16 protein-coding genes are annotated in these 18,004 nt (G+C 70.0%); 7 read left to right on the forward strand and 9 right to left on the reverse strand.

Going from position 1 to position 18,004, the window contains the following annotated elements; translation table 11 throughout:
- Positions 1-48: 48 nt before the first annotated feature.
- Complete coding sequence (locus tag D457_RS32480; protein ID WP_017581084.1) at positions 49-1,134, reverse strand: hypothetical protein; 1,086 nt, start codon at positions 1,132-1,134, stop codon at positions 49-51.
- A 2-nt stretch (positions 1,135-1,136) separates the two neighbouring features.
- Positions 1,137-1,292 (reverse strand): hypothetical protein, encoded by a 156-nt coding sequence (locus tag D457_RS36165; protein WP_160167402.1) that lies wholly within the window; start codon positions 1,290-1,292, stop codon positions 1,137-1,139.
- Positions 1,293-1,668: 376 nt separating this feature from the next.
- Here D457_RS36165 and D457_RS0112910 point away from each other — a divergent pair, with 376 nt between their 5' ends.
- The 3 genes from D457_RS0112910 (at position 1,669) to D457_RS0112920 (ending at position 7,121) form a co-directional block, all read left to right on the forward strand.
- Positions 1,669-5,136: a CHAT domain-containing protein gene (locus D457_RS0112910; RefSeq protein WP_017581085.1), complete on the forward strand. Its 3,468-nt coding sequence runs from the start codon at positions 1,669-1,671 to the stop codon at positions 5,134-5,136.
- Between the two features lie 104 nt (positions 5,137-5,240).
- Positions 5,241-5,582 carry a DUF5713 family protein gene (locus D457_RS0112915; protein WP_017581086.1) on the forward strand — a complete coding sequence of 114 codons (342 nt, stop codon included), beginning with the start codon at positions 5,241-5,243 and terminating at the stop codon, positions 5,580-5,582.
- 357 nt (positions 5,583-5,939) lie between these two features.
- The gene (locus D457_RS0112920; protein ID WP_017581087.1) at positions 5,940-7,121 is read left to right on the forward strand and encodes an MFS transporter; all 1,182 of its coding nucleotides are present in this window, start codon (positions 5,940-5,942) and stop codon (positions 7,119-7,121) included.
- Between the two features lie 87 nt (positions 7,122-7,208).
- Here the strand turns inward: D457_RS0112920 and D457_RS0112925 are convergent, their stop codons facing one another.
- From D457_RS0112925 to D457_RS37800, 6 genes are all read right to left on the reverse strand, one after another.
- Entirely contained in the window at positions 7,209-7,661 is a 453-nt protein-coding gene (locus D457_RS0112925; RefSeq protein ID WP_017581088.1) for an Hsp20/alpha crystallin family protein, read from the reverse strand.
- Between the two features lie 365 nt (positions 7,662-8,026).
- The gene (locus tag D457_RS0112930; protein WP_026116599.1) at positions 8,027-8,809 is read right to left on the reverse strand and encodes a sirohydrochlorin chelatase; all 783 of its coding nucleotides are present in this window, start codon (positions 8,807-8,809) and stop codon (positions 8,027-8,029) included.
- Positions 8,806-9,507: a phosphoadenylyl-sulfate reductase gene (locus tag D457_RS0112935; RefSeq protein ID WP_017581090.1), complete on the reverse strand. Its 702-nt coding sequence runs from the start codon at positions 9,505-9,507 to the stop codon at positions 8,806-8,808. Before D457_RS0112935 ends, D457_RS0112930 begins: the two co-directional genes overlap by 4 nt.
- Positions 9,504-9,710: a hypothetical protein gene (locus tag D457_RS0112940; RefSeq protein WP_017545529.1), complete on the reverse strand. Its 207-nt coding sequence runs from the start codon at positions 9,708-9,710 to the stop codon at positions 9,504-9,506. The genes D457_RS0112935 and D457_RS0112940 overlap by 4 nt, the downstream gene beginning before the upstream one ends.
- 83 nt (positions 9,711-9,793) lie before the next feature.
- A complete protein-coding gene (locus tag D457_RS0112945) occupies positions 9,794-11,491 on the reverse strand; it encodes a nitrite/sulfite reductase (RefSeq protein WP_017581091.1) in 1,698 nt (565 codons plus the stop codon).
- Positions 11,492-11,680: 189 nt separating this feature from the next.
- A complete protein-coding gene (locus D457_RS37800; RefSeq protein ID WP_394296592.1) occupies positions 11,681-11,770 on the reverse strand; it encodes a putative leader peptide in 90 nt (29 codons plus the stop codon).
- A 116-nt stretch (positions 11,771-11,886) separates the two neighbouring features.
- On the opposite strand from D457_RS37800, the gene D457_RS0112950 reads away from it, so the two are divergent.
- The 4 genes from D457_RS0112950 to D457_RS0112965 all read left to right on the forward strand — a co-directional run bounded on the left by D457_RS0112950 (position 11,887) and on the right by D457_RS0112965 (position 16,608).
- A complete protein-coding gene (locus D457_RS0112950) occupies positions 11,887-12,888 on the forward strand; it encodes a YihY/virulence factor BrkB family protein (RefSeq protein WP_017581092.1) in 1,002 nt (333 codons plus the stop codon).
- A 112-nt stretch (positions 12,889-13,000) separates the two neighbouring features.
- Complete coding sequence (locus D457_RS0112955; RefSeq protein ID WP_017581093.1) at positions 13,001-13,864, forward strand: hypothetical protein; 864 nt, start codon at positions 13,001-13,003, stop codon at positions 13,862-13,864.
- 447 nt (positions 13,865-14,311) lie between these two features.
- A complete protein-coding gene (locus D457_RS0112960) occupies positions 14,312-15,778 on the forward strand; it encodes a flagellar basal body-associated FliL family protein (protein ID WP_017581094.1) in 1,467 nt (488 codons plus the stop codon).
- A 29-nt stretch (positions 15,779-15,807) separates the two neighbouring features.
- A complete protein-coding gene (locus D457_RS0112965; RefSeq protein ID WP_026116600.1) occupies positions 15,808-16,608 on the forward strand; it encodes a hypothetical protein in 801 nt (266 codons plus the stop codon).
- A 177-nt stretch (positions 16,609-16,785) separates the two neighbouring features.
- Here D457_RS0112965 and D457_RS0112970 read toward each other — a convergent pair whose 3' ends face one another.
- On the reverse strand, positions 16,786-17,985 hold the full coding sequence (locus D457_RS0112970; protein WP_017581095.1) for an MFS transporter: 1,200 nt from the start codon (positions 17,983-17,985) through the stop codon (positions 16,786-16,788).
- Between the last annotated feature and the right edge of the window lie 19 nt (positions 17,986-18,004).

The raw sequence follows: 18,004 nt of genomic DNA on the forward strand, positions 1-18,004 counted from the left end.
CAGTGCCCCGAACCTACCGACCGCGATCCCGGGCTCCCCGGCCCGGGCTCAATCTTCTGCTTTCGGAGCCTCGGACTTCCCGGTGGGCAGCCCTTTCCGACGCCGTCGGCGAGGCCACCGCAGGCGCAGCCGGGGCGCGTCCGGGGAGAAGGGCGGCGCGGGCGGGGCGGGGAGATCCAGACGCTGGGAGACGCCCTCGCCCACGGCGGAGCTGATCTGTCCGTCGAAGGGGATCCCCAGGCGCCGGGTGAGGTCACCCAGGTGAATCCGGACGCACGCCTCCAACAGCACGGCGTAGGTGCGGGTCGCGGTGCGGGTGCGCCACCAGCCGACCGCGCCCACCGCGACGGAGACGAGGGTGGCCGGCCACCACACCAGGCCGAGCAGCAGATAGAGCACCGCCCACGCTGACAGGACGGTGGCATGGGTGAGGTTCTCGCGGGCGGTCGCGACCTTTTTCTGCACGGTCTCCGGTAGTACCAGCCATAGGTGCGGCCACAGCCTCGGCAGCTCCAGCGAGTGCTCGCGACGCAACCGCTCGGTGACCGAACCGATCCGGTCACCGCACCAGGTCGGGCGGTGCGGCCACTCCTCGGAGATCCGGGACAGCCGAAGGTAGGCCTGGGTGGGGGAGGGCTGTTTCGGTCCGGTGGCCCCGACCCCAGTCTCAGCCTCACGGGTTCCGGTCGCTCCGTGCAGCCGTTTGTGGAGGGCCGCGGTCACGGCTCGCTCCTGGGCCTCGGCGAGCTCGGTGTACCGTTCGGACCACTCGGCCTGCCGTTCCCTGACCCTCCACTCGGCGAGGCCGTGGAAAGGGCCGGGCCAGGACTCCCAGGACTCGGCCAGCCACAGACGTTCGACGGCCCCTCCCAGGGTCCGCGCGGTCAGTCCCACCGCCACCCCCGTCAGAAGCACGGCCACCCCGACGAGTACCTGTCCGCCGAGCGACGTGAGGAAGGCCCCCTCCGCGGCATGGGAGGCGCGGTCCGCGAGGCCTTCGAAGTCCCAGGGGGCGCTGTGGTCCAGACCGAAGGCCACTGCGGCCACGGCCAGGTAGAGGACGCCGGACAGGGTGAGGAGCGCCAGCCACCGCTCCGCGACGTGTTTGCCCAGGTCGGTTACGAGGTCGTCCACGACTACACGCTCCGGTAGGCCAGGGGGTCGCCCTTGATGTGGCAGGTCGGCACGTCACGGTGACCGGGTCGGCCGGTCCACGCGCGGGCGCACTGGTCCTCCGGGCAGCCGTAGTAGCCCAGACGGGGGATGCTCGGCCCGGCCCCGGCAGGCTCCAACCCCCTGTCACCCGTGGGCGAATCAGGGTCCTTGGTGGCATACCTCGTGGCTTTTCGGAAGTCGTATCCGGAATTTCTCATAAACTTCCACAGGATTGACAGATCGGGTGATATGTCCTTTTTCTCGCGAGCCCCTTTGAGGACCTTCTCCAGTTGATCGGTCCCCCTTGTGTGGGGAAGCAGTGCCAGTCGGGAACGGATCGTTTCGTGGTCGGCGCACACCACCGCGAGGAGTTCGTGATCGGGCACGGGGGTCCTTCCCGAAAAGGGGGGGGCAGCGGGTTCGAATGATGTCAGCCTATCTCCGAAAACCCCGCGCATAGCGGTGATTCGACCTAGTATCGGCCTTGGTGGCAGGCACTCGAAGGGGCTGCGGATGCGGGAACAGTGGTGGTCGGACCTGGCCAGGTGGATCCGGGAGTGCACGGAAGAAGCGAACCCCTCCCTCCTCCTGCGGCCGGAGGTTCAGGAGACGGCCAGGCTGCTCACCGAGAACCCCACCGAGGAACAGAGCGACCAGAGGACCCCCTACCTTCTCGGATGGTTCCATTTCCTTCGGTCTGACGCCGTCTCCGACCTTCGGGAGCGGGAGGAGGAATGGCAGGCCGCCGTGGACCACTTCTCCCACATCCTCTTCTACTCCTCCGAGGAACACCCCCACCACCGGACCATCCCGGAGGAGGTGTTGCCGGAGGTCGCGGAAGCCACCGTCCCGGCCGCCGAGGACCTGTTGGAACGCGCCGCGGCCGGTGACGCCGCCCTTCTCGACCTCGCTGTCGGCCTCTGGGAACGCGTGGTCGAGGCTCTTCCCCCGGGGCGGTCCTCCCGTCTCCGTGCGCTGAGCAACCTGGGCGCCGCTCTGGGCACACGGTTCGGTCTCACCGCTGTCCGGAGCGACGCAGACCGGGGGATCGCCTCTCTGGAGGAGGCCCTGGGCGGGTTGGCCGCGCGGTCGGGGGACAGGCGCGCCCTGTACCTGAGGAACCTCGCCACCGCCTACCAGACGCGGTTCGAGGTGTTCGGTACGGAGGAGGACCTTCGGCGGGCGGTCACCGGGTTCGATGACGCGGTCAGCGCTGCGGAGGGGGACACCGAGCGGCTGAGCGCGCGGATCCGCCTCGGAGCCTCGCTCGGAGCACGTTTCTCCCTGCGGGGGGACCGGAACGACCTGGACCGGGCCCTTGCCGAGCTGGAGGAGGTGAATCGGGACATGCCCGGAGACCACCCGGAGCGGGACCTGGCGCTGAGCCACCTCGGCATCCTGCTGACCGGTCGCTTCGATCACCGGGGAGACATCGATGACCTGAACCGGGCCGTGCCCCTACTCGAGGAAGTCGCGGTGCTCTCCGCAGGGGCCGGGGGAGGGGCGGACGGTTCGATGCACCTGACCAACCTCGGGACGGCCTACCGGACGCGGGCTGACCGGTCCGGGTCGCTCACCGACCTCGACCGGGCGGTCGATGCCTACGAACGGGCTGTCCAGGGCCTGCCCCCGGGGCACCGCGGTCGGCCCTCCTGCCTGATCAACCTGGGAACCTGTCTCTTTTCCCGGTTCGAGCAGCGGGGCGGGCGGAGTGACCTGCGCCGGGCCGTGGACTTGCTGGAGGAGGCCGACCGAACCTGTCCCGAGGACCACCTGGACCGGATCGAGGCCACACTCAGTCTCGCTCTGGCCCGGTGGATCCGTTTCGAGGGACACCCCGACGACGCCGAGGAGCACACCGGGAACCCGGTCGACATGGACCTGGCCATCAGCGGCTGGGCGGAGGCGCTGGACTCCGGACAGCTGACCCCCGGAGCACGGATCATGTGCCTGAGCAACCTGGCCGGGGCCCTGGCCCGAAGAGCCGATCGTCCTGACACGCAGGACGCGGGCCTGGCGGACCTGCACCGGGCTGCCATGCTCGTCGAGGAGGTACTGGGGCTCCTTCCCCCGGACCACCCCGAACGAGCCCTCGACCTGGGAAACCTCGGCTCCCTGTTCCACGGCATCCACGAGAGGGGCGGAGAGAACGCGGGCCCGGAGTACCTGGGCCGGGCTGTCAGCGTGTACGAGAGCGCCTTGGGCGTGGCCGGATCCCCGGTCCTCCTCCGTCTGCGCGCCGGCCGGATTGCCGGTGAGCTTCTCTTCGACACCGATCCCGGGCGTGCCGCCCGGATCCTCTCCGACACGGTGGCCCTGCTGCCGCACGTCTCCCCCCGGGCCTTGGAGCGGACCGACCGCCAGCACGTGGTTGGGCAGTCCTTCGGCCTCGCCAGCCTGGCTGCCGCGGCGGCCCTGGCCGACCCCGGCCGGGACGAACAGGCGCGTGCACTGGCCGCGCTCCAGGTCCTGGAGACCGGGCGGGGGGTCCTGCTCAGCCAACGGATCTCCAACCACGGCGAACTGGCCGAGCTGCGTGAGGTCAGCCCCGAGCTCGCCGAGCGGTTCCTCACCCTGAGGGAGGAGCTGGACCGGGCCGATGCCGACCTGGAGACCGCGCCCCCTCGTGCCACCGCGGGCAACACGACCTCTCTCCTGAACGACTTGAACGCGCGGTGGGGCAAGAAGCGTGATAGCTCTGTGCGCGACCGGCACGCCCTGGCCCGGGCACTCGACGAGGTGACCGCGCTGATCCGCTCCGTCGACGGCTTCGCTTCCTTTGGTCGGGCCCCGAGCCCGGAGGAACTGACGGGGGCAGCGTCCGAGGGGCCGGTGGTGGTCTTCAGCACCAGCCCCAAGCGCTGCGACGCACTTCTTCTGACCGGGGACGGGATCACCCACTGCCCGCTTCCCCGCCTCGATTTCGACGATTTGATGGACCGGGCCGTCCGGCTGACCAATCTCCTGCACGGGCACGATGACCCCGACGCGGGCGAGGCCGAACAGAACCCCAACGACGTGCTGGTCGATGTCCAGGAGTGGCTGTGGGAGCGAGTCACCGAGCCCGTTCTCCTCGCTCTTGGGTTCGACCGGGAGCCCGCTCAGGGCCAGGCGCGACCCCGGGTGTGGTGGGTCCCGGACGGCCTGCTGGGGTTGCTGCCCCTGCACGCCTCGGGCCGCCACACCGAACGGGCCGGGCACACGGTGATGGACCGGGTCGTCTCCTCCTACACCCCCACGGTGCGGGCTCTGCGCCACACGCGCACACGGGCGGCGGGGCCGGGAGAGGACGTGGACACCGCCACCGGTGCGGACAGTACCCTGGTCGTGGCGATGCCCACCACACCCGGGGCCACCGACCTGGCCTATGTCCGGCCGGAGCGGGAGGCGCTGGAGAAACACCTGCCCGGAGCGGTCGTGCTCGCGACCCACGCCCCCGGCGGACGGCCGGAGGAACACACCGATCCGCTGCCGACCAGGGAAGCGGTCCTGCGCCACCTGGAAGGGGCCTCGATCGCGCACTTCGCCTGCCACGGGTACGACCACCGGCAGGACCCCGCACTGAGCGGCCTGCTCCTGCACGACCACGCGCGGGCCCCCTTCACCGCCGCCGTCCTGAGCGGAGCCAGTCTCGGCCGGGCCCGACTGGCTTACCTGTCGGCGTGCAACACCTCGCTGATCACGGCAGTCCCCTTGTTGGACGAGGTGCTCCACCTGGCCTCGGCCTTCCAGATCGCGGGCTTTCCCCAGGTGGTCGGCACGTTGTGGAGGGTTAACGACGAGGTCTCCGCCCAGGTCGCCGACCTGTTCTACGGGTACCTGCGCGATGAGGAAGGTCGCCTGGAACCCGAAGGCTCCGCACGAGCGCTGCACGCTGCCGTGCGGGACGTCCGGGATGGCAGGGGAGATCCGGAGGAGGACTTCGGTGACCTGGTACGGGCTCCGACACTGTGGGCTCCCTACCTCCACACGGGCTGCTGAGGGGCCTGAGCCCCGGCCCGTTGGTCCCGGGCACGAGGGAACGTCGTCACCGCACGCCAGGATGGTTCCGAACACCCGCCCTTCTCCAGACCCAAGGAGCCCCTGTGCCCGAGGCCACCGCCCGACTGGACGAGAGCGCACTGCTCTGTGAGATGTCCGCCGACCCCTACTTCCCCGACCACCTCGTGGCCAAGGGCAAAGCGATCCTGCTGCGGCTGAGCGCACGCATCGAGGCCGAGCGCCCCGCTGACCTCGCCGCGCTGTACCTCCTCACCCACGCGGCCACCGAGGAGTTCAACGCCTTGGGGGAGGAGTTCGACGCCGCGGGCAGCGAGATCGAGACCATGGCTCGGGACGACATCGGCGGGGGCTTCTGGATCGTGGCCACCGCCCACGGGTTCGACGACGCCGACCACGAGGAGCTCATCGCCACCCGCGAGTGGTGACACCACCGGCCCCGCCGTGCCCTCGTGACATGCCCCCTCGATACGATGCCCGACGCCGCACGGCAGTCGCGCACTCCAGTGATCCCGTCACCGGACCACCCACGGGCCGCCCGGCGGGACAGTTGCCCGATCGCCTGGCGACGCCACCCTGAGCGGCCCAAGAACGCGGGTCTGAGCTCGGGTCGCGGATCAGAGGCAGGGGATTCTTGGGCGAGGGGCCGGGCCGCTGAGGGGCCCGGGGCGAGTCCTCCGAGACTTCTCCCTCCCCGGTCGCGTATCCGCTGCCGCTGCGCTCCCCCTGCGCCTGTCCTGTGGCCATGAGGGCGGAACGATCCAGGAAAAGGGACGAGGGAGAGCATGACGGACGCGGAACCGGCCGCACGCGGGCGGTGGCTCTGGGCGCTGCTGGGCAGCGTGGTCCTCACCCACACCGCGCTCAACCTCATCCGGCCGCTCATCTCCTACCGCACCATCGCAGTGGGCGGTGACGCAGTCGAGGTCGGCCTGGTCACCGCCGCCTACGCCCTGCTGCCCCTGGTCATCGCGGTGTCCCTGGGCCGCTTCACCGACCGTGCGGCGCGCATCGCCTGGCTCGCCGGGCTGGGTTCGCTCATCCTGGCCGTCGGCAGCCTGGTCCTGGCCGCCTCCGGAGGACTGCTCGCTCTGGCCCTGGCCAGCACCGTCGTGGGCGTGGGCCACCTGTTGTGCATGGTCGCGGCGCAGGGCCTCATCGCCCGCTACTCGCGTCCCGAGCACCTGGACCGCGACTTCGGCTGGTTCACCGCCGCAGCCTCCCTGGGGCAGCTCATTGGACCGCTGATCTCCGGCGCGGTCCTCGCTGAAGCCTCGGGCCCGGCCCTGCTCTCGGCCACCTCCACCGCCCTGGTCGCCGCCGGGGTTATCGCAGCTCTGGGTGTGTTGCCCTTGCTGCCGCTGTTTCGGCTGAGCCCGTTGCGGCGCACCGCCGAGCAGAAGGCGGCGCCCCCGGTGCCCACCCGGGATCTGCTGCGCCGCCCCCGGATGCCCGCGGCCCTGCTCACCAGCCTGGCGTTGCTGACCGCTGTGGACATCCTCACCGCCTACCTACCGCTCATCGCCGAGAGCCGCGGCATCTCCCCGATGCTGGTCGGCGTCCTGCTGAGCCTGCGCGCCGGGGCCTCCCTGCTCTCCCGGCTGATCCTGCCGTGGATGCTGCGCCGCTGGTCCCGCAGGTCGCTGATCATCACCAGCACCGCGGTGGCCGCGGTCGCGCTCACCCTGGTGGCGCTGCCCCTGGGCGGTTTCACCGCCTTGGCGGCGGTCCTGGTCGTGGGGGGTTTCCTCCTCGGCATGGGCCAGCCCTTGACGATGGCCCAGGTGACCACCCTGGCCCCCGAGGGCGCCCGCGGCGCGGCCCTGGCCCTGCGCATCTGGGGCAACCGGCTGGGCCAGGTCGCCATCCCGGCCGCGGCGGCCGGGATGGCCGGAGCGGTCGGCGCCCCGGGCGCGCTGCTGTTCTCCGCGGCGGTCCTGCTCACCGCCGCCGTCACCAACGGCTGACCCCTCTTCGGCCGGTCCCAGGCGCGCGACCGGTTCCCGTGACATGAGGAAGGGCGCCCCGCGCGGGGCGCCCTCGAAGGTGACGGGTCAGGACCTGATCGCGCTCTTCTCCTGGTCGGGGATGACGGTCTGGCCCTGGTCAGGGGTGCTGTGGTCGACCGTGATCTTGCGGGCCTTGGACTGCTCCGCCACGGGGATGCGCAGAGTGAGGACCCCGTCGGCGTAGTTGGCCCGGATCCGTTCGGTGTCCAGGGTCTCGCCGAGGAACACCTGTCGGGTGAAGGACCCGGTCTGGCGCTCGTTGACCAGCAGCTCCAGGTCCTCCTTCCGCAGTTCCGCGCGCTCGGCCCGAACCGTCAGCACGTTGCGCTCGACCTCCAGGTCGATGCTCTCGCGGTTGACGCCGGGCAGATCGAAGTGGATCACGAACTCGTCGCCGTCGCGGTAGGCGTCCATCGCCACCGCGGTCGGGCGGCTGTTCTCCATCAGCCGCTGGGCGATCCGGTCGAATTCACGGAAGTGGTCGTTGCGCATCAACATCACTGTCGTCACCTCCACCTGTCTACTTCAGAGCCAATGACTTGATGCGAGTACGCTCAATTTTATTGCCCCTCATTCGTGTGGTCAAGCCGATCCTCAACAGTGCCCGGGAGTGACAGCTGGTGCTGTCTTGTGCCCTCGGCCCGGCCAGTCGGATCGTGTGCGCGCTCCGGAACAGGGTGGTCATCTGAACCCCCAAATCCCCGATGATCTTGCTACCAGGAGCAAGTTCGGCGCCGAACTTGCTCCTGGTAGCAAGATCATCCCTGGACAGGGGGCCTTCGCTGGGTCTCCGGGCCCGGACACACGAAGAGGCGGCCCCGGGGGAGGGCCGCCTCTTCGTGTTCTGCCGTTGCCGTTGTCCGCTACACGGCGGCGTGCCGGGCCGCGACCGCCGCGTCGTAGCGCTCCAGGACCACACGGGCGAGCTCGGGTACGTCCCCGAGCGCGTCGGCGACCACCCAAGCGCCCGCGGCCGTCGACTGCTCGCGCACCCGGTCGGAGAAGAACCCGGGCGCCAGCAGATAGCCGCTGACCGCCACCCGGGCGTGGCCGCGCTCCAGCAGGGACCGCACCGCCTCGCCGGGGGTCGGCTCGGCAGCCGAGGCGTAGGCTGCCACGACCTCACCCCACGGACCCCGCTCGGCCAGCTGGCGGGCCATCGACTCGATCACCGCGTTGGCCTCGGCGTCACTGGACCCCGCCGACACCAGCACCAGCGCGGTCCCCGCTTCGGCGTGCGCTCCGGCCTCGGCCAGGCGCCGCTCCACCGCGTCCAGCAGCAGCGGGTGCGGGCCCAGTGTGGCGGCGTAGTGCACCCGCAGCCACGGGCTGCGCTCACGGGCCCCGGTGAGCACCGCGGGCAGGTCCACCTTGCTGTGGAAGGCCGCGGTCAGCAGCGTCGGCAGCACCACGACCTCACCGGCGCCGCCCGCAGCCAGTTCTTCCAGGGCGTCCTCGGCGCTGGGCGCCACGTGGTCCAGGTAGGACAGCCGCACGTCCATTTCGGGGCGTAGCGCGCGCACCCGATCGAAGACCGCCGAGACCGCCTCGGCCGACCTCGGGTCCCGGCTTCCATGAGCCACCGCGAGGAGCGGGACCGACGGACGCCCTCCCGGCGCCCGCACGCCCGCGTGCACGGCGCTCATGTGTGAATTCCGCACTCGGTCTTGCCACTGCCCGCCCAACGGCCGCTGCGGGGGTCCTCGCCCGGCGCCACCCGGCGGGTGCACGGCTCGCAGCCGATCGAGGGGTAGCCGTCGTACTGGAGCGGGTTCACGATCACGCCGTTCTCGGTCATGTAGGTGTCCACCTCCTGCTGGGTCCACCGGGCGATCGGGTTGATCTTGGTCATCTGACGCCGCCGGTCCCACTGCACGATCGGGGTGTCGCGGCGGGTCACCGAGTCCTCGCGGCGCAGCCCGGTCAGCCACGCCGAGTACGGCTCCAGCGCCCGCTGGAGGGGCTCCACCTTGCGCAGGTGGCAGCAGATGCCGGGGTCGCGGCCGTGCAGCCGCGGGCCCAGGGCCAGGTCCTGCTCGACCACGGTGCGCTTGGGCTCCACGGTGATCAGGTTGATGTCGTAAATCGAGGCCACGGCGTCGCGGGTGCCGATGGTCTCGGGGAAGTGGTAGCCGGTGTCCAGGAAGATCACGTCGATCCCCGGAGCGGTCTTCGAGGCCAGATCCACCATGAGCGCGTCCGCCATGGAGGAGGTCATGCACAGTTCGGAACCGAAGGTCTCTGCCGCCCAGGCGATGATCTCCTGGGCCGAGGCCTCCTCCAGCTCCAAGGCGGCTCGCTCGGCCAGCTCGGGGCCGCCGGTCTGGGTGATCGTGGCGTTCATTCGTTGCCTTCCGTCGGTCTGGAGGGGGCGCCGCCCGCGGAGAACGAGGCGGAGCGCAGGCCCACGTACTTGACCCGGAACACCCGGGCGCAGGACAGGCAGGCCCAGGGGTAGCCCTCACCCTTGACGGCGGCGCCCTCCTCGGGCATCAGGTCCTCGTCGCCGCAGTAGGGGCAGTAGTAAGGCGCGGCCCTTTCGGACATGGCGCACCGCTTTCTTCAGGTAGGGGCCCGGCCCCCGTGGCGCCGGGGGCCGGGCGGACTTCACGGGCCCTGGGTTCGGGTCGTCACTTCAGGTCGGCGTCGTCGGCGCGGCCGACCCAGGCGGCGAAGTTCTCGCCTTCCTCACGCTGTTCCTGGAAGCGCAGGAGCACCCGTTCGACGTAGTCCGGCAGGTCGTCGGCGGTGGTCTTGAGCCCGCGGATCTTCTTGCCGAAGGCCTGGGTCAGACCCATTCCGCCGCCCAGGTGGATCTGGTAGCCCTCCACCTGCTCGCCCTGGTCGTTCATGACCAGCTGGCCCTTGAGCCCGATGTCGGCGACCTGGATGCGCGCGCAGGAGTTCGGGCAACCGTTGACGTTGATGGTCACCGGCTCCTCGAAGTCGGGGAGCCGCTTCTCCAGCTCGTCGATGAGGGTGGCGGCCCGGCCCTTGGTCTCCACGATCGCCAGCTTGCAGAACTCGATGCCGGTGCAGGCCATCGTCTGGCGGCGGAAGACACTCGGGTTGACCTGGAAGTCCTCGGATTCCAGCGCCGCTGTGATCGACGGGACCCGGTCCTCCTCGATGTCGAGGATGACCAGCTTCTGGTCGGCGGTGGTGCGGATGCGGTCCGAACCGTGCTCCTCGGCGATCTCGGCGATCCTCAGCAGGGAGGTGCCCGAGACGCGGCCCACCTTGGGCGCGAAGCCGACGTAGAACTTCCCGTCCCGCTGGCGGTGCACGCCCACGTGGTCGCGGCGCACCCCCGGGTCCAGCACCGGAGCGGGGCCGTCGGGCAGCGCGTAGCCGAGGTACTTCTCCTCGAGGACCTCGCGGAACTTCTCCGGACCCCACTCCTTGATCAGGAACTTGATCCGGGCGCGGGTGCGCAGCCGGCGGAAGCCGTAATCGCGGAAGATCGAGCAGACCCCGGCCCAGACCTCGCTCACCTGGTCGGGGCGCACGAACGTGCCCAGACGCTTGGCGAACATCGGGTTGGTGGACAGGCCACCGCCCACGAACAGGTCGTACCCGGCCTCACCGGCCTCGTTGTGCACACCCACGAAGGCCACGTCGTTGATCTCGTGGTTGACGCAGTGCACGGAGCAGCCGGACATCGACGACTTGAACTTGCGCGGCAGGTTCGAGTACAGCGGGCTGCCGATGTGCTCCTCGTAGACCTGCTCGATCTGCGCAGTGGGGTCCAGGACCTCTTCCTCGGCGACCCCGGCCAGCGGGCAGCCCAGGATCACGCGCGGGGTGTCACCGCAGGCCTCCATGGTGGACAGCCCCACCGACTCCAGCTTGTCCCAGATCGCAGGCACGTCCTCGACCCGGATCCAGTGGTACTGCACGTTCTGCCGGTCGGTGATGTCGGCGGTGTCGCGCCCGTAGTCACGGGAGATCTCCGCGACGGCGCGCAGCTGGGCGGCCGTGAGCTGGCCGCCGTCGATGCGCACGCGCAGCATGAAGTAGCGGTCGTCGAGCTCCTCGGGCTCCAGCACGGCGGTCTTGCCGCCGTCGATGCCCGGGGCGCGCTGGGTGTAGAGGCCGAACCAGCGGAAGCGTCCACGGAGATCGGCGGGGTCGATCGAGTCGAACCCGGCCTTCGAGTAGACGTTGACGATCCGATCGCGGACGTTGAGTCCGTCGTCGTTCTTCTTGTTCTCCTCGTTCTTGTTCAGCGGCTCACGGTAGCCGAGGGCCCATTGGCCCTCGCCACGGCGTCGCCGTGGCTTGGCTGCCGTCGCGGCCTTGCCGGGCTGCGCGGAAGAGGGAGGCATCGCGGGTGTCTCCGATGGGGTCGCGGGGTGCTCACGGTCCCGGCGCCCGCACCGCTGGCCCGTATGCACCGCACGTCATCGTGGCTGGTGATACGGGTGAAGTCCGCGTGTGTGGGAGTTCAGAAGAGGGAGAGCGCCGGGGCCGCGCGCACCCCTGTGTCACGGGTGCGTCATAAAGGCGGCGAGGAGTTATCCGACGCTGCAACAGATGGCGCTGCTGACCCGAAGAAAGTCCACGTGGCGGCGCACGCGGAGCATGGGGTCAAGAACAGCGGTCATGTTTCGAGAATGGCACGGGGATCCGGTCCTTGTCCAGGTGTGCCCATCCAGGCGAGATGTGAGTCACGTCATGCTCGGGGCGTGCCCGCTGCTCACCGGACCGATAACGTTCTCCTGTGGTGGGTTTCTGGGAGGGCCTGTGGCGGATGTGCGACGCCTGGCTCCGTCGTCATCCCGTTTTCCACAACGGGATGCTCCTCGTGCTGCGCACCACCAGGGCGTTCTCCCGTGACCGGGTGATCGGCCTGGCCGCCGAATCGGCCTTCTTCGCCCTGATCTCCCTGCCCGCGCTGCTGCTCTGCCTCCTGGGCGCCCTGGGGCCGCTGGCCATGGTGTTCGGCGAGGAGCTCGTGGTGGAGATCCGCGAGTGGATGCTGGACCTGGCGGCGCGCGTGCTCACCCCCGCCACGGTCGAGAGCGTGGTGGAGCCCCTGGTGGACGACTTCCTCGGCGGTGTGCCGGGCGGGGTCCTGTCAGTGACCTTCCTGGTGTCACTATGGTCGGGTTCGCGGGCGATGAACGTCTTCATCCGCTCCATCACCATCTCCTACGGCCTGGACGAGCTGCGCACCTGGCTGGGCCAGCGGGTGCTCGCCTTCTTCGCCTACCTCGGCGGGCTGCTGTTCGCCGTCCTGGTACTGCCGGTGATGGTGGCCGGGCCCAACATCATCCACGAACTCCTGCCGCTCACGGTGGGCCGTCTCAACCTCTTCTACTGGCCGATCGTGGGCCTGCTGGTGATCGCGGCGGTCACGCTGCTCTACGCGCTCAGCATCCCGGTGCGCACCCCGCTCTGGCGCCACCTGCCCGGCGCCGTGCTGGCCACCCTGGTGCTCCTGGCCGGCTCGGCGGGTCTGCGCGCCTACCTGGACGCCTCCTTCGGCCAGGTCACCATCTACGGATCCTTGGCCGCGCCGATCGCCATCCTGGCCTGGCTTTACGTCATGGCGATCGCCGTGCTGGCGGGTTCGTCCCTCAACTCCGAGATCGACGCCATGTGGCCCACCGTGCGCACCGCGGCGGCCCGCGCCGAACTCGCCAACCGCCGCTTCGAACGCGCCGACCGGATCGCCCAGCGCCGCGAGCAGGCGGTCATCGAAACCCTCAACGGCCGCTGACCGCAAACGGCCAGAGTCCCTGCTGTGTCGGTTTTGTCGGTATTTTTGCGGTGTCCGGCGGGAAGCCGCGAACCCGCGGCCCCGAGCCCGGACCGCCCCCTGAAAGGCCCCCGTGCGCTCCCCCTCCGGGCCCCCGATCCACCCGCCGACACTCCTCGGCGTCTGCTCCGTGACGGCCGCCTGCCTCGGCACGCTGCTGCTGGTCACCCTCACCGCGGGCCACCCTTTGCTCGGCGGGTTCCCCTATGCCTTCCTCGGCCTGGCTCTCACCACCCTGAGCACCGTCTACCTCGCGGCCCTGCCCCGCCGCCCGGGCCCGCCTCCGCCTGCCCCCGCGCACACCGGGCGCCTGCTCTGGATGTCCTGGCTGTTAGCGGCGGTGGTCCTGCTGGGCGTCGCCACCGAGCTGCGTTCCACACCACGACTGTGGCCGCTCCTGCTGTTGCCTCTGGCCGGGCTGTTCTTCGCCTACCTGGCCACCCGAGCCCACCGCTGTCCGGCCCGGGGAGAGCACCGCCTGGACCCGCCCCCGGACGAGCCGCGGCGCTACCCGGCCAGCGTCTCCCAACGCTTCGGCACGGCCGTCCTGACGATCACCGCCCTGAGCCACATGCTCTTCTACCTCCTCCACACCGGGCACCTGCCCCAGGTTCGTCCCGGTTCCACCCTGATGCTCCTTGTTCTGGTGGGCATGCTGGTGATCCTCGTCATTCAGACAGCCGAGCCAGCACTGCCACCACGTTTCAGCGGATCGACCGAACCTCCGATAGCCAACAGCATCTTCGCGTGGCTGGCCTGGTTCATGGCCCTGGCCTCGGTCATGCCCAGCACCGTGACTCTGATCGAGTCCCAGTTGGTCTCATCGTTTTGGCCCTTCGCCCTGTTCCCGGCGGCGGCCCTGGTCCTAGCCGTCTTGACCACCCATGCCCATCTCCAGGAGCGCGCCCAACAGCGCCAGGAAGAGGAAGCCCGGTGAGGCCGTCATTCGACAGTGGCTCCGTGAACAGTTGGCGTTGAGCTCGGAGCCGGGGTGAGGGATGGGTGGTTGTGGGGCTCCTGAAAGTACTTGTGGCCGGATCCGGCCATTTTGGGCGTGAACCAAGTCGCATTCTGGAGTGTCCATACCGACGTCTGCGTATCGAGCTGGACGCCTTCCGCGGCCCGGTTTTGGAATCGCAGCAGGTCAGCGGAGGTGGGGTGAGAAGCCGGGTAGAAGCGGCTCGACCGGTGTCCGAATCCTTAGTGAAGGTACAGAGTGAACATCCTTTGGGACGGTCAGTATCATCACGTGCAGCATTGACTACTCGTGTGCTGTTACCCCCTGCTTGGTCACCTCGCCCGAGCCGCGAACGACCGTCACCGCTGATCTTCCCCTGCAGTCGTACACGAACAGGTTCACGTTCCCCATGCCTTCGGAGGCACCATGAGCCGGGCGTCCCGTCCGGGGCACTCCCGGCCCACCGCAGTCATCGTCATCGCGCCCGATGAGAGCAGCGCCGAGATCGTCATCGAGGGGCACCGCCAGGTCGTGTCCGGGCTCGCACCCCACGAGACCAGACGCGCGGCCCTGGACGTGGCCACCGGTTACGCCGCCCACATCGGGCAGCCGGTGCTCGTCGACGCCCGTGACGCCAACGGCTACTGGCGCCTGATCGCGACTCCGGACGGGGTCGTGCAGCCCGCGGAGCCCACCGCCCCCGCTCAGCCGCGACCGCAGCCTCCGGTACCGGGACAGGTGCCCGCTCCGCAGAACCAGGTGAAGGGGAAGAAGAGCGGAAAGCTCCTGGTGGTGGGTGGCGCCATCGCGCTCGTCGTGCTGCTCCTTGTCGGAGCCGGTCTGGCGATCCCGCGGTTCCTTCCGGGCTCTTCGGACGCCGCGGAGGAGGGAGAGGCCGACGAGAACGCCATTCCGCTGGAATACCCGGCCCCGCCGGGGTTCGTACCGGTGGTGGAGCTGACTGAGGAACTCGCCCCGGACACCCAGCCCGCGGTCAGCCGGGACGGCTCGGTACTGGTCTACGTCGACCCCGAGGAACGCCTCAACCTGATCGGCGCCGACGGCTCACGCCTGTGGTCGGTGGACCTGCCCTTCGACGCGGCCGCCGGGCTCGGCGCGCCCCGCTTCGTGGACTACGGCGGCGAGAGCACCATCGTGATGGAGACCGCCGACACCCTGTGGTTCTGGCCCGAGTCGGGCGGCACGGCTTCCAACGTCGAACTCCCCGAGTCCGGCTCCGCCCGGTACGCGGGCGAGTCGGTCCTGGTCCGTGACGACGAAGACACCTACGTGGTCATCGACGGCGAGCTGGAGGAGGTTGAGGTCCCCAGAGGCTCCGCACCGATGCTCGCGTCGGACGAGCGCGTCCTGACCGCCGTCGTCAACGGCCCCTGGAACTGGATCGAGCCCGGCGGCGGGGACGACGCCGAAAACGTCCACGCCCAGCGTCCCGGCGAGGCCGGTGAGATGGAGGCCGTGGTCACCGCGCTGCGGGAGTACATCATCGTCCGCTGGGAGCCGCTCCAGGGCGACGGTTCGATCCTGGCCTTCCACGACCGCGAGGACGGCTCTGTGCTCGGCTCCGCGGCGATCGAAGAGGACGCTCTGGAGGACGTCAGCCACCTCTCCGCACCGATCGGCCTGGACCTAGTGGTCTACGGTCCGGTGCTGTTCGACCCCGATTCCGGTGAGACCACCGTCGTTCCGGGTTTCACACCCGAGATCACGGTCGGCGACCAGGTCTTCGGAGAACTGGACGGGAACCGGGTGGCGCTGAACGCCTCCGGCGAGCCCTCCGAGGTTCCCGAGGACGCAGAGACTCCGCGCGGCCTTCTCGGCGACCGCGCGGTGGTGGTCCACGACGGCCACCTGTATGCCATCCCCTCTGAGTAGATAACTACACGAGAAAAGAAAGGAGTGGGATGTCCCCCAAGAAGCGGGTACTTACCGTAACCGCGGCCAGCCTGCTCATGGCTGGCTTCTCCGTTGCTCCGGCGTTCGCGACCGAGGCTGTGGACGAGACCGTCTCCGATAATGCCAACGAGTCGGTCGAGGCGGCGCCCCCGGTTCCGGAGCTCGCACTGCCGTCGGCAGTCGAGAACGCCGTTCAGGAAGTCGTCACGTTCGATCTGTCCGATGCCGGCGGTAACGGCGATGGCGAGACCCCCGGTGACGGCGGCAACGGTGGTGACACCGGCGGCGGTGACGGTGGTGACACCGGCGGCGGCGATGGCGAGACCCCCGGTGACGGCGGCAACGGTGGTGACACTGGCGGCGGTGACGGTGGTGACACCGGTGGCGGCGATGGCGAGACCCCCGGTGACGGCGGCGATGGTGGTGACACTGGCGGCGGTGACGGTGGTGACACTGGCGGCGGCGATGGTGGTGACACTGGCGGCGGCGATGGTGGTGACACCGGTGGCGGCGATGGTGGTGACACTGGCGGCGGCGATGGTGGTGACACCGGTGGCGGCGACAGCGGCGACGAAGGCCAGACTCCTGGCACCACCGCCCCTGGCACCACCGCTCCCGGCACCACCGCTCCCGAGTCCTCCACGCCGAGCGCTCCGGCGCCTGCTACGGGGAACACCTCGGGTTCCAGCGAGAACCTCGCTGCGACCGGTGTCGACATGTCGGGCTTCGTGCTCGGCGGCGCCGTCGTGACCGGTATCGGCGCTCTGGCCCTGTGGGCCGGCAGCCGTCGTCCGGGCATGGCTGAGTAACACCGCGTCCTGTCCCACACCCCCGTGGGGCTGACGTGTGGAGGGGCCCCGTCCACCAGAGGAATCTGGCGGGCGGGGCCCCTTCGTCGTCTGCGCCGCGAGAGGCAGCCTGGTAGTCGCGAGCCCGGAATGATCCGCGGAACACGCCCTAGGTCCCGGTCCCGGCGTCCTTCTCCGTCAGGTTCTCGGCCGCAGAGCCGAGGCGAGGAGGAAGGCCGCCACCCCCGCGCCCGCGATCGCCCACAGCGCGCTGCCGAGGGTCACCGAGTCGGCGAGGAAGCCCACCAGCGGCGGGAAGGCCAGGAAGCCGGCCCGGCCCAGCCAGCCCACCACCGTCACCCCGTCCCCGGTGCGCACTCCGGGGACGTTCCCGGCGGCGGCCAGGGTGAGCGGGAACAGCGTGGACACACCCAGGCCCATCACCCCGAAGCCGATGATCGTGGTCGCCGGGTGCGGTAGGAGCAGGGCGAAGGCCAACCCACCCGCGGCCAGTAGACCGCATGTGTGCCCCACCGTCGCGGCGCCGAACCGGTCGGTCACCCGGTCGCCGAGCAGTCGGCCGACGGTCATCATCGCCTGGCAGGCCACGAACGGCATCGCGGCCAGGAACAGCGGCGCGCCCAGTTCGCCGGTCATGTACACCGCGCCCCAGGACGCTGCGGAGTCCTCGATACCCCCGGCCATCATGAGCAGCGCACCCAGCATCAGGAGCAGGACGAATCCCTTGGCGGGGATGCGCGAGCGGCTGCCGTCGTGGCCGTTGACCCCGTCCTCGCGCTCGCTGTTCTCGGGGCCGGGCAGCAGCATGCGGCTCACGGTGAGGTTGACGGCCACCAGCAGAACCGTCACCCCGCCCAGGTGCCACAGGATGGGTACCCCGGCCCCGGCCATCGCCGCGCCGAGCAGTCCGCCGCAGACCGCGGCCAGGCTCCACACCGCGTGGAAGGTGTTGATGATGCTGCGCCGGTAGCGCCGCTGCACGCGCAGACCGTGGGAGTTCTGAGCCGAGTCGGTCCAGGCGTCCGCGGAGCCCAGCACGAACAGCGCCCCGGCGAGCATCCACCAGTTCTGCGCCAACGCGATGAAGGGAAGCGCGCCCAAGGAGACCAGGCTGGTCCCCACCGCGGTTCTCCCGCTGCCGAACCAGTGGATCAGCGGACCCGCGAGCATCCCGGTCAGGATCGCCCCGAAGGGCATCGCGGCGATCGCCAGCCCCAGCTCCGCGTTGGTCAGGCCCAGGCTGTTCTTGATCACGGGCAGCCAGGGCACGGCGTTCGTGTAGGTGAAACCGTTGACGAAGAACAGGGTGGAGACCGCGATCCTGGCGCGCCTGGCCTCGCGAGGGGGTGCGGTGTAGGTGTCGGTCGGCGCGTTCACGGTCGGCTCCCGGAGTCGT

It is taken from the genome of Nocardiopsis valliformis DSM 45023 (genome assembly GCF_000340985.1).
Taxonomy (GTDB): Bacteria; Actinomycetota; Actinomycetes; order Streptosporangiales; family Streptosporangiaceae; genus Nocardiopsis; species Nocardiopsis exhalans.